The following is a 15683-nucleotide window of genomic DNA, read 5'->3' on the forward strand; positions in this document are numbered from 1 at the left end:
TAGGAAAGACTTGAGTAAACTCTGGAAAGTAGCGATCAAGCCAACGAATGATTCGATTTTTAATACTAGCCAAATCCTCCGTCAATTTTGAACGAAGAGTAGAACCAATACGAAGCTCAGCTTCAATGTCTTTCAGTATACGTGGATAACTGAAACGTCCATCCTTTAATAAGCGAGCGATGACTAGTGCATCTTTTTTATCGTGCTTTGTTGGTAAGTTATCATCTAATTCTTTCGAACGTCTTACGTGCATTGGATTCACCATGACAAGTGGGATACCGTATTGATCTAAGAAATAGGCTAAGTTCATCCAGTAGTGGCCTGTAGGCTCAATCCCTATTATTACTTCAGTTTTCTTAGCTTCCTTCATCGTTTGAAGAATCTTTTCATACAAGTTTTCGAAGCCTTCTTTCGATTGATGTACCGCAAAAGCTTTTTCTATTACTCGCCCACGTTCATCGACAAAGCATGCGTAATGAATATGCTTGGCAATATCCATGCCGACAACGAGTGTATTTTCAGTAACTTGATTAATTTTATTATTCCATTTAAAATGCATAAAGGAGTCCTCCTTGTTTGATGATGGGTCAATGGTCGTTGACACTCATGCATCATACTAGAGGGCTCCTTTTCTTTCAAGACCTCAAACATCCTTCAAACAGGAATGCTGCTCCGTTCGTGGAATAAGATTTTTTAACAACTATATTATTTTTTAAATGACTTTATTGTATATTAAACAACTATATTATTTCTGCACACCTAGACTGAAGTATCTATATAAATCGGTTGATTTCCGCTATGAGGCAGATCGCTGTTCGAGGGCATGGTTGCAGTCTCCTCGTCGCTATGCTTCTGTGCGGCCTTCAGCTCCCGCTATTCTTCGCAGGAAGCTTTGCTCTGTGGCGTAAGGCAAATGCCGTCTACTATACTCGCCGCCTGTGCTCAGTTACATCATTTAGAAATGCTGACAATTGACCAAATGGTGCAAAATAAAAAAACATCCTTTCGCTTATGTAACTTTAAGTGTACGGATGTTTTTTTACAAAATGAACCATTTTACTTAATTTCTTAGTATTCATGTAGGTTTTATAATATTTATATTGACAATAGGTTTTCAGAATTATAGAATTATTTCCAAGGAACGTAATACTCTTATCAAGAGAGGTGGAGGGAACTGGCCCAATAAAGCCTCGGCAACCGACTAAAACGGTGCCAAATCCAGCAGAGTTTTCTGAGAGATAAGGGGGTCCATCGAATCATCAAGATGCGTTGACCTCTTTTGTACGAAAAAAGTATGAAAAAGAAGGGGTGTATCCAATGTCTCAAACAGCTAAGATTGATGACAAGAAATTACAAGTGATTGCCGATGCAATTGAAAATCTACAATTTGGCGAAGTGCAGATTACCATTCAAGATGGTGTCATTGTACAAATTAATCGACTTGAGAAGCAAAGATTTCCACAGAAAAAATAAACACAGCTGACTAGAAATCTGGAGGCCACATTATAGGCAGGGATCATCCCTCTGCTTATAGGTGGTCTTTTTTATGTCACATGAACGGTCAGGTGATCGAACAACTGACTGTTAAAGCCCGATTGGCTCTACTCACAAATGCATGGCGGATAAAAACACACGCATTGAAGTTTTATTTTATGGGTGCCAGTCGAAAAGGAGCGAGCACGTTGAAATTAAGATATATCATGAATATAGGCGTACTAAGTAGTATATCCATAGTACTGATGCTATTTAATTTTCCATTACCACCATTTCCAAATTTCCTGCAGGTAGATTTTAGTGATGTGCCCGCCTTATTAGCAGCAATGACGATGGGACCAGTTGCGGGAATTTTAGTAGAACTTTTAAAAAATATGCTGGATTGGTTATTATCAGGAAGCATAACGGGGGTACCAGTCGGGCATATTGCCAATTTTACGACAGGTGTGTTATTTATCATCCCAGTGACTTTTTTCTATTCAAAACTACAGCGTATCAAGGGGTTAATCATTGGTTTGGTAGCAGGTACAATTGTGATGGCAGTTGGTATGAGCTTACTGAATTATGTGCTGTTCCTACCGATGTACACCTTGTTTTTAGGGATGGAACCAGTGAAGGGGGACGCCTTAAAAGATATGATTGTTTTAGGGATTTTACCATTCAATCTAGTGAAAGGTGTCATTGTCATGATTGTGACTATGTTAGTATGCCGAAATATTGGTACTTGGATGTCTCATCAACGCACAAAATATAATTGAAGAAAGGGCATCCTTCGAAAAGGGTGCCCTTATTTCTGTTGATTTCACATGAACGGTTAGGTGAGTGCCAGCTGATTGCTTCCATTACCATCAGTGGGACGAAGAAAGTTCCCACAGATTAAAGTTTCATTTTACATCGACTAGGTTTGTTTCAGTAAGAGCTTCGAATAACTTTTGAGAATCTTCACGATTGAGATGGACATATTGATAGTCACCTTCTACAACTTCTAATGTGTCTTTGTTTGGGCTTAGCCACACGGAGTAGAGAATGGCCTTGGCTTGGATGTTAGGATCGACGAATTGAAAAACGAATTGATAGTCAGCCTCTCTGGCCATATCAACTTTCATCTGTTCCCATTTCGCGCTATGCAGTATGTCTTTAACTGCTTTCACCTTTTTCCTTTTGGTAATTTCCTTCAAGTCCTCATATATACCCGTATCATTATGCTTTTGCACGATAATTTTTTGTTTTTCCATACCGGCGCAACTGGCAGTCATGAAGACCACCAAAACAAGAACGAGCATTTTTTTAATATGGCACATCGTTATTATCACATTCCTTTCTCTGTGTGATATAAATTGCAGCAGATTAAAGCAAATTAAAAGATCGGTCAATAGATGTTGCTATCCTGTTCCTACAGTACACTAATTTGGCATAAGCGTGTTTAGTTCTGTAAGAAATATCCCCATAAGATAGAATTCTCGCTGTGTAAGAAACTTCCTTCTATATGCATAAAAGGAGCTACCTCAACGTGTAAATTTGAGGCAACTCCTGTTGGTTTATAAACTAAAGTGGCATATACGTTTGTTTTCTGCACGAATGCGAATCATTTGCGTAATATGAGTAGTAAAATCACTTATTGTGCTTAGCATTTTACTATCGGAAAGAAATGATTGAATTGGGTCAGAACTACTCGTAAAAACTTGCAGGGATTTGACCTAAATGTCGACGATGATAGAGCAGTGGTTCTTTCTGTGCATTATCAATGGCCAAAACATGCCCAATGAATATCGTATGGTCGCCTGCATCAACTTGCTTGAAAGTTTCACATTGTAATGTGGATAATGTATCATGTAAAATCGGTAAACCGTGCGCGGAAGTAGACCAGATTGTTTGGGCAAAGCGGTCAGCAATTTTACTAGAAAACAATGTACATAAATGCGCTTGGTCACTCGCTAACATATTGACAGCGAATTTCTTGGTTGCTTGAAAATGTGAATGTAGCTGTGATTTTTTATCGAGTGACCATAAGATTAGCAGTGGGTCAATTGAAACAGATGCAAAGGAATTGACGGTTAAGCCAATCGGTTCGTTCGCGTCATTATATGCAGTAACAACTGTGACGCCTGTGGGGTAATTGCCTAAAGCTTGCTTAAATGCTGTTACGTTGTCAGTCATTTCAATCACCTCTTGTTATTTTATGATAAAAACACGCTTGACCACCGGCACTATTTCTTTGTCGCGTGGTGCGGCAGTAGGCCCACCAAAGGGCAGTTGGGCAATGAGCTGCCAGCTTGCTTTTATATGCCAAGCTGTACGCAATTCTTCCGATAATTCAGGGTAATAGTGTTGTAAGCTAGCACCATATCCCTCATGTTCAAGTGCAGTCCAAATAACATATTGAAGCATACCTGCACCTTGATGTGACCAAATAGGGAATTGGTCTTTTAATTTCGGGAATTTCTCTTGGTAACTGTCAATTACCTCATAATCTTCGAAAAATAAGACAGTACCATAGCCTTCCGCAAAACCTTGAAAGCGAGCAGTTGTCGATTCAATACGCTCTAGCGTTGCATGTGCAAGCGCATTTTTTAACGCAAGCTGCCAAAATGTTTCATGCTGATCGTTCAGTAGCACGACGATTCGTCCTGTTTGTGAATTAAATGCCGATGGGGCATTTTTTACCGCTAATTCAATTACTTCTTGTAAACGTTCATCTGAAATGGGAGAAGTTTTCGATAAGCCAAAAATGGAACGTCTACCTTGAATGGCTTCGTAAAATGCAGTTGTCATAATGAGAAAAACTCCTTAACTATTCGAAAATTCTTAATATTATTTTAAACCAATAAAACTAACAGGTAAAGTATATAATTAAACAATGAAAAGGGGGAATTATCATGACTTTATATTTCGACCATTTAGTACATCAAGTTCAGTCACCTGAGAATATAAAGGATTTCTTGAATAAGCGCAATATCCACACTGTGAATGGTGGTCAGCACACCATGTGGGGAACGTATAATACGCTTAGTTATTTTGGCTTAACATATATCGAGCAAATTGCAGTTTATGAGCGAGCGCTATTTGAGGATGCGGCGAATCTACCTTATACATTACATCATACGTTTAAGGGTGACAATGAGCGCTCCGGGTTTTCACGCATTGCTTTACGTACCACAAATATTGATGAAGAGGCGGCTCGTCTACGTGCGTTGGGACTTGAAGTTTACGGACCGGATGCTTGTAGTCGAACACGGCCAGATGGCTCGGTTGTGAAATGGAAGCTAATGCACTTTGGTGAGCCCGGGCAAGCCATTGATTTTCCATTTTTCATCGAATGGGCAGATGGGGATGACGAGCGTTTGGCGCAATTAGAGGCAAGTGGTGCCATCAACATGAAACAGTCTATTACGATGGAGTCTGTGCAATTTTTTGTACAAGATGCGCAGGCTACCGTACAACGTTGGCAGGAAGTATTACAATTACCTGAGTCAGACAGACAACCACCGTGTATCTCCTTACAGTTGCCAAATATGCGCTTAGATTTTTTTGAGGAAGAAGCGGCAACAAAAATGATGCTGGGTCGGAAAAGTGAAGGTCCGTTTGGGGTAACGCTAAAAGATACCGAACGCACGAAGGAAACATTAATCTTCCCAGCCGCATTTTATTGGATTAACCCCTAAGTTGGATAGAGTCAGGGAGCGTGGATAGAACCGCTGAATTGACGGATAGAATAGCTGAAATCGTGGATAGAAGTCTGAAATCGCCGATAGAAAGATGACAACGCCAATAGAAGTCCTTTATTTCTTATACTTAGAACAAAAAGGAGCTGTTCTTTTATTGAACAGCTCCACTTACGCTTATAATTTCACAACATTTGATGCTTGTGGGCCGCGATTGCCTTCCACTACTTCAAATGAAACCTTTTGACCCTCTTCAAGTGTACGGAAGCCTTCCTCGTGGATCCCCGTAAAATGTACAAATACATCTTCGCCATCATCACATTCAATAAAGCCATAACCCTTTTCATTATTGAACCACTTTACGATTCCTTGTTGCATAAGCATTCGCCTCCAGTGCGCTTGAATGTAAAACTATATCAACTAAGTCTCAGCATAATTGATAGATGAGATAATTGCATTTTCTCTTAGAACATACCTGAATTGCTTGGCGATGTCAATTGATTGTCGAAATGTTGCATAACTAGTTATGTTTTATTTCACAATAAAGTCTATAATGGAGTTGAACAACAGAGAAAGTAGGGTGCCAAATGACAACGAAAAATCAACCATTATCAGATCTAGAAATCGCTAGTCAAGCGGTTATGAAACCTATTACAGAAATTGCGAAAGTTGCAGGGATTCCTGAGGATGCCCTGGAACAATACGGTCGCTACAAAGCGAAAATCGACCCATTAAAAATTACGGCACAGGGTGAAGATGCCAAGGTTGTATTAGTCACGGCAATTAGCCCAACTCCAGCTGGGGAAGGGAAATCAACGGTAACAGTCGGACTTGCAGATGCCCTTCATCAATTAAATAAAAATGTTCTTGTTGCATTACGTGAGCCATCACTTGGTCCTGTGATGGGCGTCAAAGGTGGTGCTACAGGTGGTGGTTACGCGCAGGTTGTACCGATGGAAGACATCAATTTGCATTTCACTGGCGACTTGCATGCGATCACAACAGCGAATAATGCTTTAGCTGCATTTATCGATAATCATATTCACCAAGGCAATGTGTTAAACATTGATCCGCGTCGCATCATCTGGAAGCGCGTAATGGACTTAAATGACCGTGCACTACGAAAAGTAGTTGTTGGTCTTGGGGGTCCAGTGCAAGGCATGCCACGTGAGGACGGCTTTGACATTACGGTTGCTTCAGAAATTATGGCAGTATTCTGCTTAGCAACAAGCATAGAAGACTTACGTGAACGACTAGCAAGCATTGTTATCGGCTATACATTCGAGCGTGAGCCAGTATTTGTGCGTGACCTGCAAGTAGAAGGTGCCCTCACACTGCTATTAAAAGATGCCTTTAAACCAAACTTAGTGCAAACATTAGAAGGCACACCGGCCATTATTCATGGTGGTCCATTTGCGAATATCGCACACGGCTGTAACTCGATTATGGCGACTCAAACAGCACGTAAATTAGCCGATATAGTCGTAACAGAAGCGGGCTTCGGTTCAGATTTAGGTGCTGAAAAGTTCATGAACATTAAAGCACGTAAAGCTGGCTTCAAACCAAGTGCCGTGGTACTTGTGGCAACGATTCGTGCATTGAAAATGCATGGCGGTGTAGCGAAAACCGCACTCGTTGGAGAAAACGTTCATGCGCTGTTACAAGGCATCGAAAATTTAGCTAAACACGTCGAGACGATTCGCACATTTGGTGTTGAACCAATTATCGCATTAAACCGTTTTATTACGGACACAGAAGCGGAGTTAGAAGCCGTTCTGAACTGGTGTCAAGAAAATCATGTACGCATTGCCCGTACCAATGTTTGGGAAGAGGGCGGCAAAGGTGGAATTCAGTTAGCAGAGCAAGTGCTTGCTGTCCTACAAGAAGAAAACGACTTCTCACCTTTATATGAGGTAACGGAATCCATTGAAGAAAAAGTACGTACCATCGTGCAAAAAGTATATGGTGGCAAGGACGTCAACTTTACAGATCAAGCGAAAAAACAAATGGCGCAAATCGAAAAATTCGGCTGGGATGTATTGCCGATTTGTATGGCAAAAACGCAATACTCTTTATCCGACCAACCAACTTTACTCGGTCGTCCAGAAGGCTTCACCGTAACGATTCGTGAGGTTATTCCAAAGTTAGGAGCAGGCTTTTTAGTGTGCTTAACTGGCGACATTATGACGATGCCTGGTTTACCAAAACAGCCAGCGGCATTGCGTATGGATGTAGATAGCAACGGACATGCGCTAGGGTTGTTCTAAAATTCGATAGAAAATTAAGCAAAAAAAGCTGCTCCTTTAAATTATAAAGGGCAGCTTTTAATCATTTTAAGACAAAGACGGTAGTTAACTATATAATTGAATTATCAGAATATATCTTTGTGCGTAGTCTAATTATAAAAAGAGCAAGGTAATGAAAATAAGAAAGGGAGTAGATGTTATGATGGATACACAAGTAACGGCGAAAATGAAAATACGTAACCCAGCAAATGAAGTGTTTGAAGCAATAGTAGATCCCGGAAAAATAGGGAATTATTGGTTTTCGTCGAGTTCAGAAAGATGGGAACAAGGTAAAAAGATTATATTAAAATATAATGAATACAATGCCGAAGGGTCCCTAAATGTGTTAGAGATAAAGGAAAATAAGAAGATTGTATTTTCTTGGGGAGAGCCACACAATGACGAAACCATTGTGACCATTACACTACAAGAGTTGGATAGAGACAGTACAATCATTGAAGTTAACGAATCGGGTTTGAAAGAACATGACCCTGAAGTCGTAAATAAAATGATCGGGCAAAAAGAGGGCTGGGTATATATGTTATGCTGTTTAAAATGTTATTTAGAAAATGATGTAAATGATTTAAGAGCATCGTTAATTCATTAAGTAAAGGTTTCTACTTGTTAAACTATCCGGGAGGCGTTTCTACAATAAGTGGAGACGCTTTTCTAACGCTTGTTTTGAATGTTTTAAAGTGGAGGGCGGCGTTTTTTCCTAGTTTAAATGAATAATGGATTGTGCGAAGCAATTGAAGATAACGATTAAGGAACAAACTATTAAATAGGATTACTAAGATTTTTTTATTTTATTATAAGGTTCTATTAGAAGTTTATTGCTTTATTTAGTAGTTTTTTTTTATTTCTGCGGTTCGAAAGGGCATTAGCTTAATAAGGACCACTAAAAAAATTATGTCAAGGTTACAATCAGGAGCGTTAATCCAAGAAGGATTAATGCTTTTTTTGTTGAACTTATTGTACTAACGGAGCAGATTTCTACAACAAGTAGGAATATGTTTTATTAATTGTTAACAAATTTTTCAATAAAATTGGGAACTTAGATTCTCAAAAAGGGTTTTAAAACTGTTTAGCTCCATTATAGTTGTGTACAAAATCACCCTATGAAGGATAAACTCTTTTCTCGCTAGAAGTTGGGAGTAGCTCATAAAAAGATGGTCATTGAGTATTTTTTTGACAATCAAGGTCTGAATTGCTGCTACTAATGAAATGTAAAACAATTGTCAATGAATGAAAGTCGTTAGGAAGCAAAAAATGCTCACCCGCCATAAAGTTCGAAGATGTGAGTGATTTTATTAAGTAATTACAATTTCGAAGGGACAGATGTTTACCTAGAACTAATGTAACGAAACTAGGCTAAGTGGAGGAGGTGAGAAACAAAAAAGTTAAATACGATTGAAAAATATGGTATTTTTGAATATAATTCCAATTATAGGGTTTGTGAAACAATGCAATATCACGTGCCAAGAATGATCGGTGATTTTGAAATTGGTTGAGTATTGAGCACTTTATAGAGGAAATAGGCGATGACTCAGAAAAGGCACCTCAATTTTGATATGTAAACTTAATTTAGTTATTTAGCATTAGTTGTTGATAATATCATAATTTTTAAAGTTAAGTGGATATGAAAAGATTGGGAATTATTTGATTTTAATATAGAAAGGGAGCGGTTTTATGTCTAAAACAGTTAAAGTATGTATTGATAAAATACCATCTAATCTTTCTAAAGAAATAAGCCTTATTAATCAATATAAATGGGAACCAGGCCAAACAATACATGTTCGTTTTTTAGAGGGAGTTCCTGAAGTGAAAGAAAAAGTCAAAAAACATGCAAAAAGATGGGAACAATACGCGAATATAAAATTAGAATTTGGCAATAATCCTGACGCAGAAATACGGATAGCATTTGATATGAATGACGGTAGTTGGTCGTATATCGGAACCTCCTGTAAGGAAGTGGCTAAGAATGAGCCAACAATGAATTATGGTTGGCTGCAACCAGACACTCCTGAAGTTGAATACTCGAGGGTGGTATTACATGAATTTGGACATGCGCTTGGGTGTATTCACGAACATCAAAATCCTAGTGCAAAAATTCCTTGGGATAAAGAAGCTGTTTATACGTATTATATGGGCCCACCAAATAATTGGTCCAAAGAGGATGTGGATAACAATATATTTAATCGATACGATAAAAACCTAACAAGTTTTACAGAATTTGATCCAACATCAATCATGCTTTATACGATACCAAATGAGCATACAATTGGAGATTATGAGGCTATCGGTGGAGTAACATTTTCGGAAAAAGACAAGCAATTCATTCAACAAATGTATCCTTTTTAAGTTTCAAAATAATTCGGAAGCGAACTTCTACAATTATTATTTTAAACAGAATTAGAAAAGGTACTTAGATTTATACAAATGCTATAAAAAAATGTATATTTTGGAGGATGAACAACATGTCTAATATGCCATTCGAAATAGATTTAATTTTTAATCAAAATTTAATATCTATGCAACAACAACATGCACTGAATCGCTATATTGAACGCTCCGACAATCGTGAACATCTGAAAAGTGAATTACAACATAAAAACCCATTGGAAGTAAGCAAACCAGAACGAGTTTTTTTTCGGAAAGCAATTATTAATCCACTAGATGGATTAGCGTTAGAGCGTATTATTGAAGGGAATGATTTATTTCCGATTTCTTATTTTGAAGCAGGACTTAAAGCGGCTAAGTCTGTTTGTAGAATTGAGGTTCGCGACCGGATCGGAAGGGTTCGCGGACATGGTACTGGTTTTCTAGTGTCTCCTTCTTTACTACTTACAAATAATCATGTTTTAGCAGATGAAGATGCTGCGCTATTTAGTCTTGCACAATTCAATTATGAGTTGGGACTAGATTTAAAAGAACGACAAATAAAAAATTTTCGTTTAGCACCAAATCGTTTCTTTCTAACAGATGAGAATCTTGATTTTACATTAGTTGCTGTAGAAGAGACATCCGCTGACGGGGCAAAATTAAGTGACTTTGCTTTCTTACCTCTTTCACCAAATAAAGGGAAAGTATTGGTGGGTGAACACGTATCAATCATTCAGCATCCATCAGGTGCACCTAAGATGGTAGCAAATCGAGAGAATAAAATTCTAGATATTTTTGATGATTTTGTGCAATATGAAACTGATACACAGCCAGGCTCATCTGGATCAGCTGTATTTAATGATGAATGGATGGTTATCGCACTTCACCATGCAGGTGTTCCTGACCCGCAAGATAGGACAAAATATATAGCAAACGAGGGAATACGCATTAGTAGTATTGTACAGTTCCTTATGAATCAGTCTCAAAATCTAAGTGATGATCAGAAGATATTATTTGACGAGCTTTCAAAAGGATGGGAATTAGTTGAAAATACCTCCGAAGAGATATTTTCTGAGAAGTTAGCTTTGGATTGGTATGAAGACTCTACAGGTCATGATTGTGAATTTTTGGGTGATGATTATGAAGTTCCGCATCCTACATTACACCCTGAATTGGAAACAGATATAGCGCTTCTTAAAAATGGGGAAAAAATATTAAATTATACACATTTTTCAATTGTTATGAGTGAGTCTCGTCGATTAGCTTACTATACTGTTGTTAATCTTGATGGCAATAAACTTGTAGATGTTGGACGGGAAAATAATTGGTTTTTTGATTCACGTATAGATCAAAAATATCAGTGTGGTCCTGAGTTATATGCCAATAATGAAATTGATAAAGGGCATCTTGTACGTAGACGTGATCCTATTTGGGGGGACTTAGCTCAGAAAGCAAATAAGGATACATTCCATTTTACAAATTGTTCTCCTCAGCATAAAAACCTTAATCAAAAGACATGGCTTGATTTGGAGGATTATATTTTAGAAAAAGCTGAAAAATTTAATTTTAAAGCCACTGTTTTTACTGGACCAGTATTTCGTAGTGATGACGTAACATATCGTGGCGTACAAATACCAGCAGAATTTTGGAAAGTAGCTGTTATGGTTAAGGAAGATGGAAAATTATCAGCTACAGCGTATTTACAATCTCAAAAACATTTAATTGATGATTTAGAAGATGCTTATGGTGCATATAAAACATTTCAAGTACCTGTTTTAAAAATTGAAGAATTAACAGGACTTGATTTTGGAAAATTGCGAAATTATGATCCGATCAGTCGTGTAGAAGGTTCGATTGGTCATGTTATTGAAACATCTGAAGATATAAAAGTCTGATTTTTCAGTTAAAACGATTTCGTTGATATGTGACTACTAATTACGATTGTAATTCATTATTGAAAAACCGAAGTCTGAGCTCAGACTTCGGTTTCTTTTATATAGAGTAAAATTATACTTAGAAATATGTAAAACAAAGGAAAGAAATAGCTGAACTTTTCTTGTGGGGTTAGAAAATAGCAAATAAGGTGGAAAGATAGATGCAAATAATGAAATGGATGGACGACCATTATAAAGGTTTGTCTGTCACACCAGATATTTATCAGTCAGTTGATCTAGGCATCCATATGGAGTTAGGGAAGAGTATTTATCAGTTTAAGGAAGATGGAACACTTAATAGGAAGAGATTTTGTGAGGTTTATAGACAAGTGGCTGAAATTTTTCCTTTGTTGTTTAAAAGGACAGATGACGTCTTTGTTGTGGTTAATTCATATCCAAGTGAATCAAATAACATCGTTTATCCAAACTTTTTTCAACGTTATGTAAAGGCACAACAAAGAAAATATTCATTACGTATGCACGAGTTTTTTTGGCAATTTGATGAAGAAGCTGTTGTAGTGCAGCAAATGGAATTATTGTGTAAAGTTTCGGAATTAAAATTAGCATACTTGCTAAAAACAATCATACATAAGGACTTTGAATCCTTATATCCTCGCTTAAGAAAAAAATATTGTCTATATGCACCGGATATTTTCTTTGTAAATGTAAGGACGAAGTGTATTTTTCACATTTATGATGACAGAGGATGCGAAATAATGAATACGGATGTGAATGTACATCAAGAACTAGCTGGTTACTTTAAGAATGGGGAATTCAAGTGAAACCTCCAGATAACAGCTTTTTGTGAACAATTAGACTAGATTCTATGGAAAATAGAATGGATGCTAGAAAAGTATCCAAGTCACAAGAACACTATTAAATCAGTGGAAAGGGAGGGTTGCTACGAATGGGGAGCTCAAAGAAAATCACATCAATGGGTTGGAGTGCTTTCTTTATAGTCATATTTGTCATAGTTGGTGGATTAATGTACTATGTCTATTTCTTTACGACTAAAAATTCACTTGAATTATATCAAGAAATTTCATTTTTGGATAATTTCGAAGAGGTACAAAAGTTAATGCTAGAGGGTTATGAAGAAAATTTTAATGAGGAAGACTTTCATTTCATAAAAGATCATTCAGCAAATCGTATAGGTCAATTTACATTACTTGAGTTTGAGGAAAAAACTTTTGTCATCATGACAACACCGGGAGCGAAGAATTTAAAAGTGCTGGAAGTAGATGAATTGCCAGAAGATATAAGGAAATATTTTCTGGCATTAGCCCAGTAATAAAAGTATTTTCTTGAGCTAAAAGGGCGTTTCTACAATAAGATGAGATTTACTTACGTAGCAGAACGGAGTATTTGAATCTAAAAGGGAATTTAACCGTATACATATTATTATGTTTATTTGGAGGTATAGTATGGCTTATAAGATAGCTTTATTCGGTGGGACAGGGAAGGTAGGACGCCATATTGCTTCTAGAGCGCTAGAGAATGGGTATCAAGTTCGTATGCTTGTTAGAAATCCAGAAAGGGTAACTTTAAAAGACGATAGGATTGAGATTGTGGAAGGCAATCTACACAATTTAGAGGATATTCGAACACTACTAAAGGATTGTCAAATAGTTATTAATACATTTGGTCAACCACTCAAAGAGAAAGCTATTTATAGCAGTGTGACTGAAAATATACTTGGAATAATGGCAGATTTACAAATAGACCGTTATATTGGTGTTACAGGTGGTTCTCTAACGATTGATGGGGATATAAAGAGCATTTCAAATAAAGTTGGGGCAAAGGTGTTTAAAATCTTCTTTCCTACTATGATGTTAGATAAGAAAAAAGAATGGCAAATTCTTAATCATAATAAACGAATTAAATGGACACTCATACGGCTCCCATTTATAGTTGATGGTGCAGAAATAGGAGTCATAAAAGAAAATCTTACAGATATGCCAGGTACAAAGATAACTAATCGAGATATTGCGACTTTTATCATTAACCAAATTGAAAATCTAAAGTATGTACACAAAGCACCGTTTATCTCAAATTAATACGAATGCTCTTTCATAAACAAGGTGCTTTTGTTTGATTAAGACCACTATAAATTAATTTTTATACTGTTTCAAAAGGAGCGCTAGTTAGTAAAGTTATAATTTAAATTAGTTGCTTCATTGAATTGTATAATGACAATTAATGCTTTATTTATCTGCGAAGAGTGAAGTGAAGTGCAACTTTATCTAAGACAGTAGCGATTATGATCCCGGCAGTATAGCGAATCAAATCCACTGCAAGAAAACCTTTGCCTAGAATTAGCGCACCGAGCGACGTGACGCGAATCTCATTTATCCAGTCTTGCTGATACAACTGACTCCATTCAATGCCGAAGCTAAATACAAAGCTGAGCCAAATGGCTGTGTAAGTGCTCTTCCGCACGAGCAAAAAACGAAATCCAACATAGACCATCATAGCCCATAGTACGTCTCCAGCATTGTGTGCTACAAATGGCGGAAGCAGCAGACCCCATTTTCTGGAGGCTAGGCCTAAGAAAATAGTACTAACAATCGCTATTACATAAGCTATTTGTAAATTTCGGTATTTTGAATTGATAGATTTATGCACGGTCTTCAATACAATCACTCTTTCGTTGTATGTTGATCGTATTCATTTCTTCCATTATCTAAAAAAAACGAACCTAGTGATTAGCAGGCCTTAACTTTTCATAAATTCCATAGAAAAAACGCTTGCTGTCGAGTGAAGGCGTTCGACAACATCATATATAAGCAATAATCTACCTCGCAAAAGTAGAAAAAAACCGCTAATTTATTGAGAAACGCCAAATAACCCTTCCATACTTAAGTAACGCTCTCCATTATCAGGCGCTATACAAAGAACTCGTTTACCAGGACCTAACTTGCGCGCTTTTTGAATCGCTGTCCATACTGCTGCCCCTGAAGAAGGCCCCACTAAAATCCCTTCCAATCTTGCTAAATCACGCGTTGTTTGCAATGCATTTTCATCTGTTACTTGTACAATCTCATCATAAACATCCGTATTTAAAATGGGGGGAATGAATCCTGGACTTGTGCCTACGAGTTTATGTTGGCCTGGTTGCCCGCCTGAGAGTACCGGAGAACCCTTTGGCTCAACAACAATCACTTCTAGATTCGGCAATTTTTCTTTTAATACCTCACCCGTTCCGGTAATTGTACCGCCTGTTCCAGCAGTAGCAACAAAGACATCTAATCTACCCGCTGTTTGTTTTAGAATTTCTGGCGCAGTTGTAATTCGATGAATTGCTGGATTTGCTGGATTTTCGAACTGTTGCGGAACAAAGCTGTTTTCTATTTGGCTATGTAATGCAAGCGCTTTTTTTACAGCCCCCGGCATTTTTTCGATAGCAGGAGTCAAAATAACTTGTGCACCATAGGCTTTTAATAGGGATATTCGTTCTTGCGTCATATTATCAGGCATAACAAAAATTGCTTTATATCCTTTAGCAGCAGCATTCATTGCTAGCCCAATACCTGTGTTACCACTAGTGGGCTCAATAATCGTAGCGCCTTTTTTGATTAATCCTTGACGCTCAGCTTCTTGTATTAAAGAATAGGCTGCGCGGTCTTTTACGCTACCACTTGGATTAAAATACTCCAATTTAACAAGGACTTCTGCACACCTTTCGTCTACAAGTTGATGTAATCGAACGATTGGCGTATTGCCAACCAAATCTAAAATAGATTTATATAATATATTTTTCATCTAATCACTTCCAATTTATTATTTTACTTAACTTAATTACATCTCTTTCAAATAAGGATAAAACTATTCTTACTTGTTTACAAGGTATTAGAACATAATTGTTCGAAAATTATATCTATTTAATGGGATTTCATAAATTCAATTCTATAGTATCAAGATTAAAT

General features: G+C 37.3%; 17 protein-coding genes and 1 riboswitch. Of the genes, 10 read left to right on the top strand and 7 right to left on the bottom strand.

Going from position 1 to position 15683, the window contains the following annotated elements; all coding sequences use genetic code 11:
* A partial coding sequence (locus C9J35_RS19635) for an IS110 family transposase (RefSeq protein ID WP_153062974.1) occupies positions 1 to 559 on the bottom strand: 559 nt, incomplete at its 3' end.
* A gap of 590 nt (positions 560 to 1149) precedes the next feature.
* Positions 1150 to 1245: riboswitch (SAM riboswitch) on the top strand.
* Positions 1246 to 1317: 72 nt separating this feature from the next.
* On the opposite strand from C9J35_RS19635, the gene C9J35_RS19640 reads away from it, so the two are divergent.
* Both C9J35_RS19640 and C9J35_RS19645 read left to right on the top strand, forming a co-directional pair.
* Positions 1318 to 1473, top strand: a complete 156-nt coding sequence (locus tag C9J35_RS19640) for a YezD family protein (RefSeq protein ID WP_107926192.1) — start codon at positions 1318 to 1320, stop codon at positions 1471 to 1473.
* A 179-nt stretch (positions 1474 to 1652) separates the two neighbouring features.
* A complete protein-coding gene (locus tag C9J35_RS19645) occupies positions 1653 to 2252 on the top strand; it encodes an ECF transporter S component (protein WP_107926194.1) in 600 nt (199 codons plus the stop codon).
* A gap of 126 nt (positions 2253 to 2378) precedes the next feature.
* On the opposite strand, the gene C9J35_RS19650 is transcribed toward C9J35_RS19645, so the two are convergent.
* The 3 genes from C9J35_RS19650 to C9J35_RS19660 form a co-directional block, all read right to left on the bottom strand.
* Entirely contained in the window at positions 2379 to 2750 is a 372-nt protein-coding gene (locus tag C9J35_RS19650; protein ID WP_235616382.1) for a YhfM domain-containing protein, read from the bottom strand.
* A gap of 412 nt (positions 2751 to 3162) precedes the next feature.
* Positions 3163 to 3651, bottom strand: a complete 489-nt coding sequence (locus tag C9J35_RS19655; RefSeq protein ID WP_107926136.1) for a flavin reductase family protein — start codon at positions 3649 to 3651, stop codon at positions 3163 to 3165.
* 15 nt (positions 3652 to 3666) lie between these two features.
* Complete coding sequence (locus C9J35_RS19660; protein ID WP_107926138.1) at positions 3667 to 4266, bottom strand: nitroreductase family protein; 600 nt, start codon at positions 4264 to 4266, stop codon at positions 3667 to 3669.
* 104 nt (positions 4267 to 4370) lie between these two features.
* Here C9J35_RS19660 and C9J35_RS19665 point away from each other — a divergent pair, with 104 nt between their 5' ends.
* Positions 4371 to 5156, top strand: coding sequence for a VOC family protein (locus tag C9J35_RS19665; RefSeq protein WP_107926140.1), 786 nt, complete (start codon positions 4371 to 4373; stop codon positions 5154 to 5156).
* Positions 5157 to 5333: 177 nt separating this feature from the next.
* Here the strand turns inward: C9J35_RS19665 and C9J35_RS19670 are convergent, their stop codons facing one another.
* Positions 5334 to 5534, bottom strand: coding sequence for a cold-shock protein (locus tag C9J35_RS19670; RefSeq protein ID WP_054768572.1), 201 nt, complete (start codon positions 5532 to 5534; stop codon positions 5334 to 5336).
* Between the two features lie 209 nt (positions 5535 to 5743).
* Here C9J35_RS19670 and C9J35_RS19675 point away from each other — a divergent pair, with 209 nt between their 5' ends.
* From C9J35_RS19675 to C9J35_RS19705, 7 genes are all read left to right on the top strand, one after another.
* Positions 5744 to 7423, top strand: a complete 1680-nt coding sequence (locus C9J35_RS19675) for a formate--tetrahydrofolate ligase (RefSeq protein WP_107926142.1) — start codon at positions 5744 to 5746, stop codon at positions 7421 to 7423.
* A gap of 178 nt (positions 7424 to 7601) precedes the next feature.
* Positions 7602 to 8048, top strand: coding sequence for an SRPBCC family protein (locus C9J35_RS19680; RefSeq protein WP_235616383.1), 447 nt, complete (start codon positions 7602 to 7604; stop codon positions 8046 to 8048).
* A 1082-nt stretch (positions 8049 to 9130) separates the two neighbouring features.
* On the top strand, positions 9131 to 9802 hold the full coding sequence (locus tag C9J35_RS19685; protein WP_107926144.1) for a M12 family metallopeptidase: 672 nt from the start codon (positions 9131 to 9133) through the stop codon (positions 9800 to 9802).
* A 116-nt stretch (positions 9803 to 9918) separates the two neighbouring features.
* Positions 9919 to 11718 carry a DNA/RNA non-specific endonuclease gene (locus tag C9J35_RS19690; RefSeq protein ID WP_107926146.1) on the top strand — a complete coding sequence of 600 codons (1800 nt, stop codon included), beginning with the start codon at positions 9919 to 9921 and terminating at the stop codon, positions 11716 to 11718.
* 200 nt (positions 11719 to 11918) lie between these two features.
* Positions 11919 to 12539: a DUF3885 domain-containing protein gene (locus C9J35_RS19695; protein ID WP_107926149.1), complete on the top strand. Its 621-nt coding sequence runs from the start codon at positions 11919 to 11921 to the stop codon at positions 12537 to 12539.
* Positions 12540 to 12664: 125 nt separating this feature from the next.
* Positions 12665 to 13048, top strand: a complete 384-nt coding sequence (locus C9J35_RS19700; RefSeq protein ID WP_054768571.1) for a hypothetical protein — start codon at positions 12665 to 12667, stop codon at positions 13046 to 13048.
* Between the two features lie 133 nt (positions 13049 to 13181).
* Positions 13182 to 13814, top strand: coding sequence for an NAD(P)-dependent oxidoreductase (locus tag C9J35_RS19705; RefSeq protein ID WP_107926150.1), 633 nt, complete (start codon positions 13182 to 13184; stop codon positions 13812 to 13814).
* Between the two features lie 151 nt (positions 13815 to 13965).
* Here C9J35_RS19705 and C9J35_RS19710 read toward each other — a convergent pair whose 3' ends face one another.
* Both C9J35_RS19710 and cysK read right to left on the bottom strand, forming a co-directional pair.
* Positions 13966 to 14382: a ribosomal maturation YjgA family protein gene (locus C9J35_RS19710; protein WP_107926200.1), complete on the bottom strand. Its 417-nt coding sequence runs from the start codon at positions 14380 to 14382 to the stop codon at positions 13966 to 13968.
* Positions 14383 to 14583: 201 nt separating this feature from the next.
* Positions 14584 to 15519, bottom strand: coding sequence for a cysteine synthase A (gene cysK / locus C9J35_RS19715; protein WP_107926152.1), 936 nt, complete (start codon positions 15517 to 15519; stop codon positions 14584 to 14586).
* Between the last annotated feature and the right edge of the window lie 164 nt (positions 15520 to 15683).

Source organism: Lysinibacillus parviboronicapiens (assembly GCF_003049575.1).
Taxonomy (GTDB): domain Bacteria; phylum Bacillota; class Bacilli; order Bacillales_A; family Planococcaceae; genus Lysinibacillus; species Lysinibacillus parviboronicapiens.

Coding starts and splice junctions, on each gene's coding strand:
- C9J35_RS19640 (WP_107926192.1), top strand. CDS start 1,318: ATGTCTCAAACAGCTAAGATTGATGACAAGAAATTACAAGTGATTGCC.
- C9J35_RS19645 (WP_107926194.1), top strand. CDS start 1,653: ATGGGTGCCAGTCGAAAAGGAGCGAGCACGTTGAAATTAAGATATATC.
- C9J35_RS19650 (WP_235616382.1), bottom strand. CDS start 2,750: ATGACTGCCAGTTGCGCCGGTATGGAAAAACAAAAAATTATCGTGCAA.
- C9J35_RS19655 (WP_107926136.1), bottom strand. CDS start 3,651: ATGACTGACAACGTAACAGCATTTAAGCAAGCTTTAGGCAATTACCCC.
- C9J35_RS19660 (WP_107926138.1), bottom strand. CDS start 4,266: ATGACAACTGCATTTTACGAAGCCATTCAAGGTAGACGTTCCATTTTT.
- C9J35_RS19665 (WP_107926140.1), top strand. CDS start 4,371: ATGACTTTATATTTCGACCATTTAGTACATCAAGTTCAGTCACCTGAG.
- C9J35_RS19670 (WP_054768572.1), bottom strand. CDS start 5,534: ATGCAACAAGGAATCGTAAAGTGGTTCAATAATGAAAAGGGTTATGGC.
- C9J35_RS19675 (WP_107926142.1), top strand. CDS start 5,744: ATGACAACGAAAAATCAACCATTATCAGATCTAGAAATCGCTAGTCAA.
- C9J35_RS19680 (WP_235616383.1), top strand. CDS start 7,602: ATGATGGATACACAAGTAACGGCGAAAATGAAAATACGTAACCCAGCA.
- C9J35_RS19685 (WP_107926144.1), top strand. CDS start 9,131: ATGTCTAAAACAGTTAAAGTATGTATTGATAAAATACCATCTAATCTT.
- C9J35_RS19690 (WP_107926146.1), top strand. CDS start 9,919: ATGTCTAATATGCCATTCGAAATAGATTTAATTTTTAATCAAAATTTA.
- C9J35_RS19695 (WP_107926149.1), top strand. CDS start 11,919: ATGCAAATAATGAAATGGATGGACGACCATTATAAAGGTTTGTCTGTC.
- C9J35_RS19700 (WP_054768571.1), top strand. CDS start 12,665: ATGGGGAGCTCAAAGAAAATCACATCAATGGGTTGGAGTGCTTTCTTT.
- C9J35_RS19705 (WP_107926150.1), top strand. CDS start 13,182: ATGGCTTATAAGATAGCTTTATTCGGTGGGACAGGGAAGGTAGGACGC.
- cysK (WP_107926152.1), bottom strand. CDS start 15,519: ATGAAAAATATATTATATAAATCTATTTTAGATTTGGTTGGCAATACG.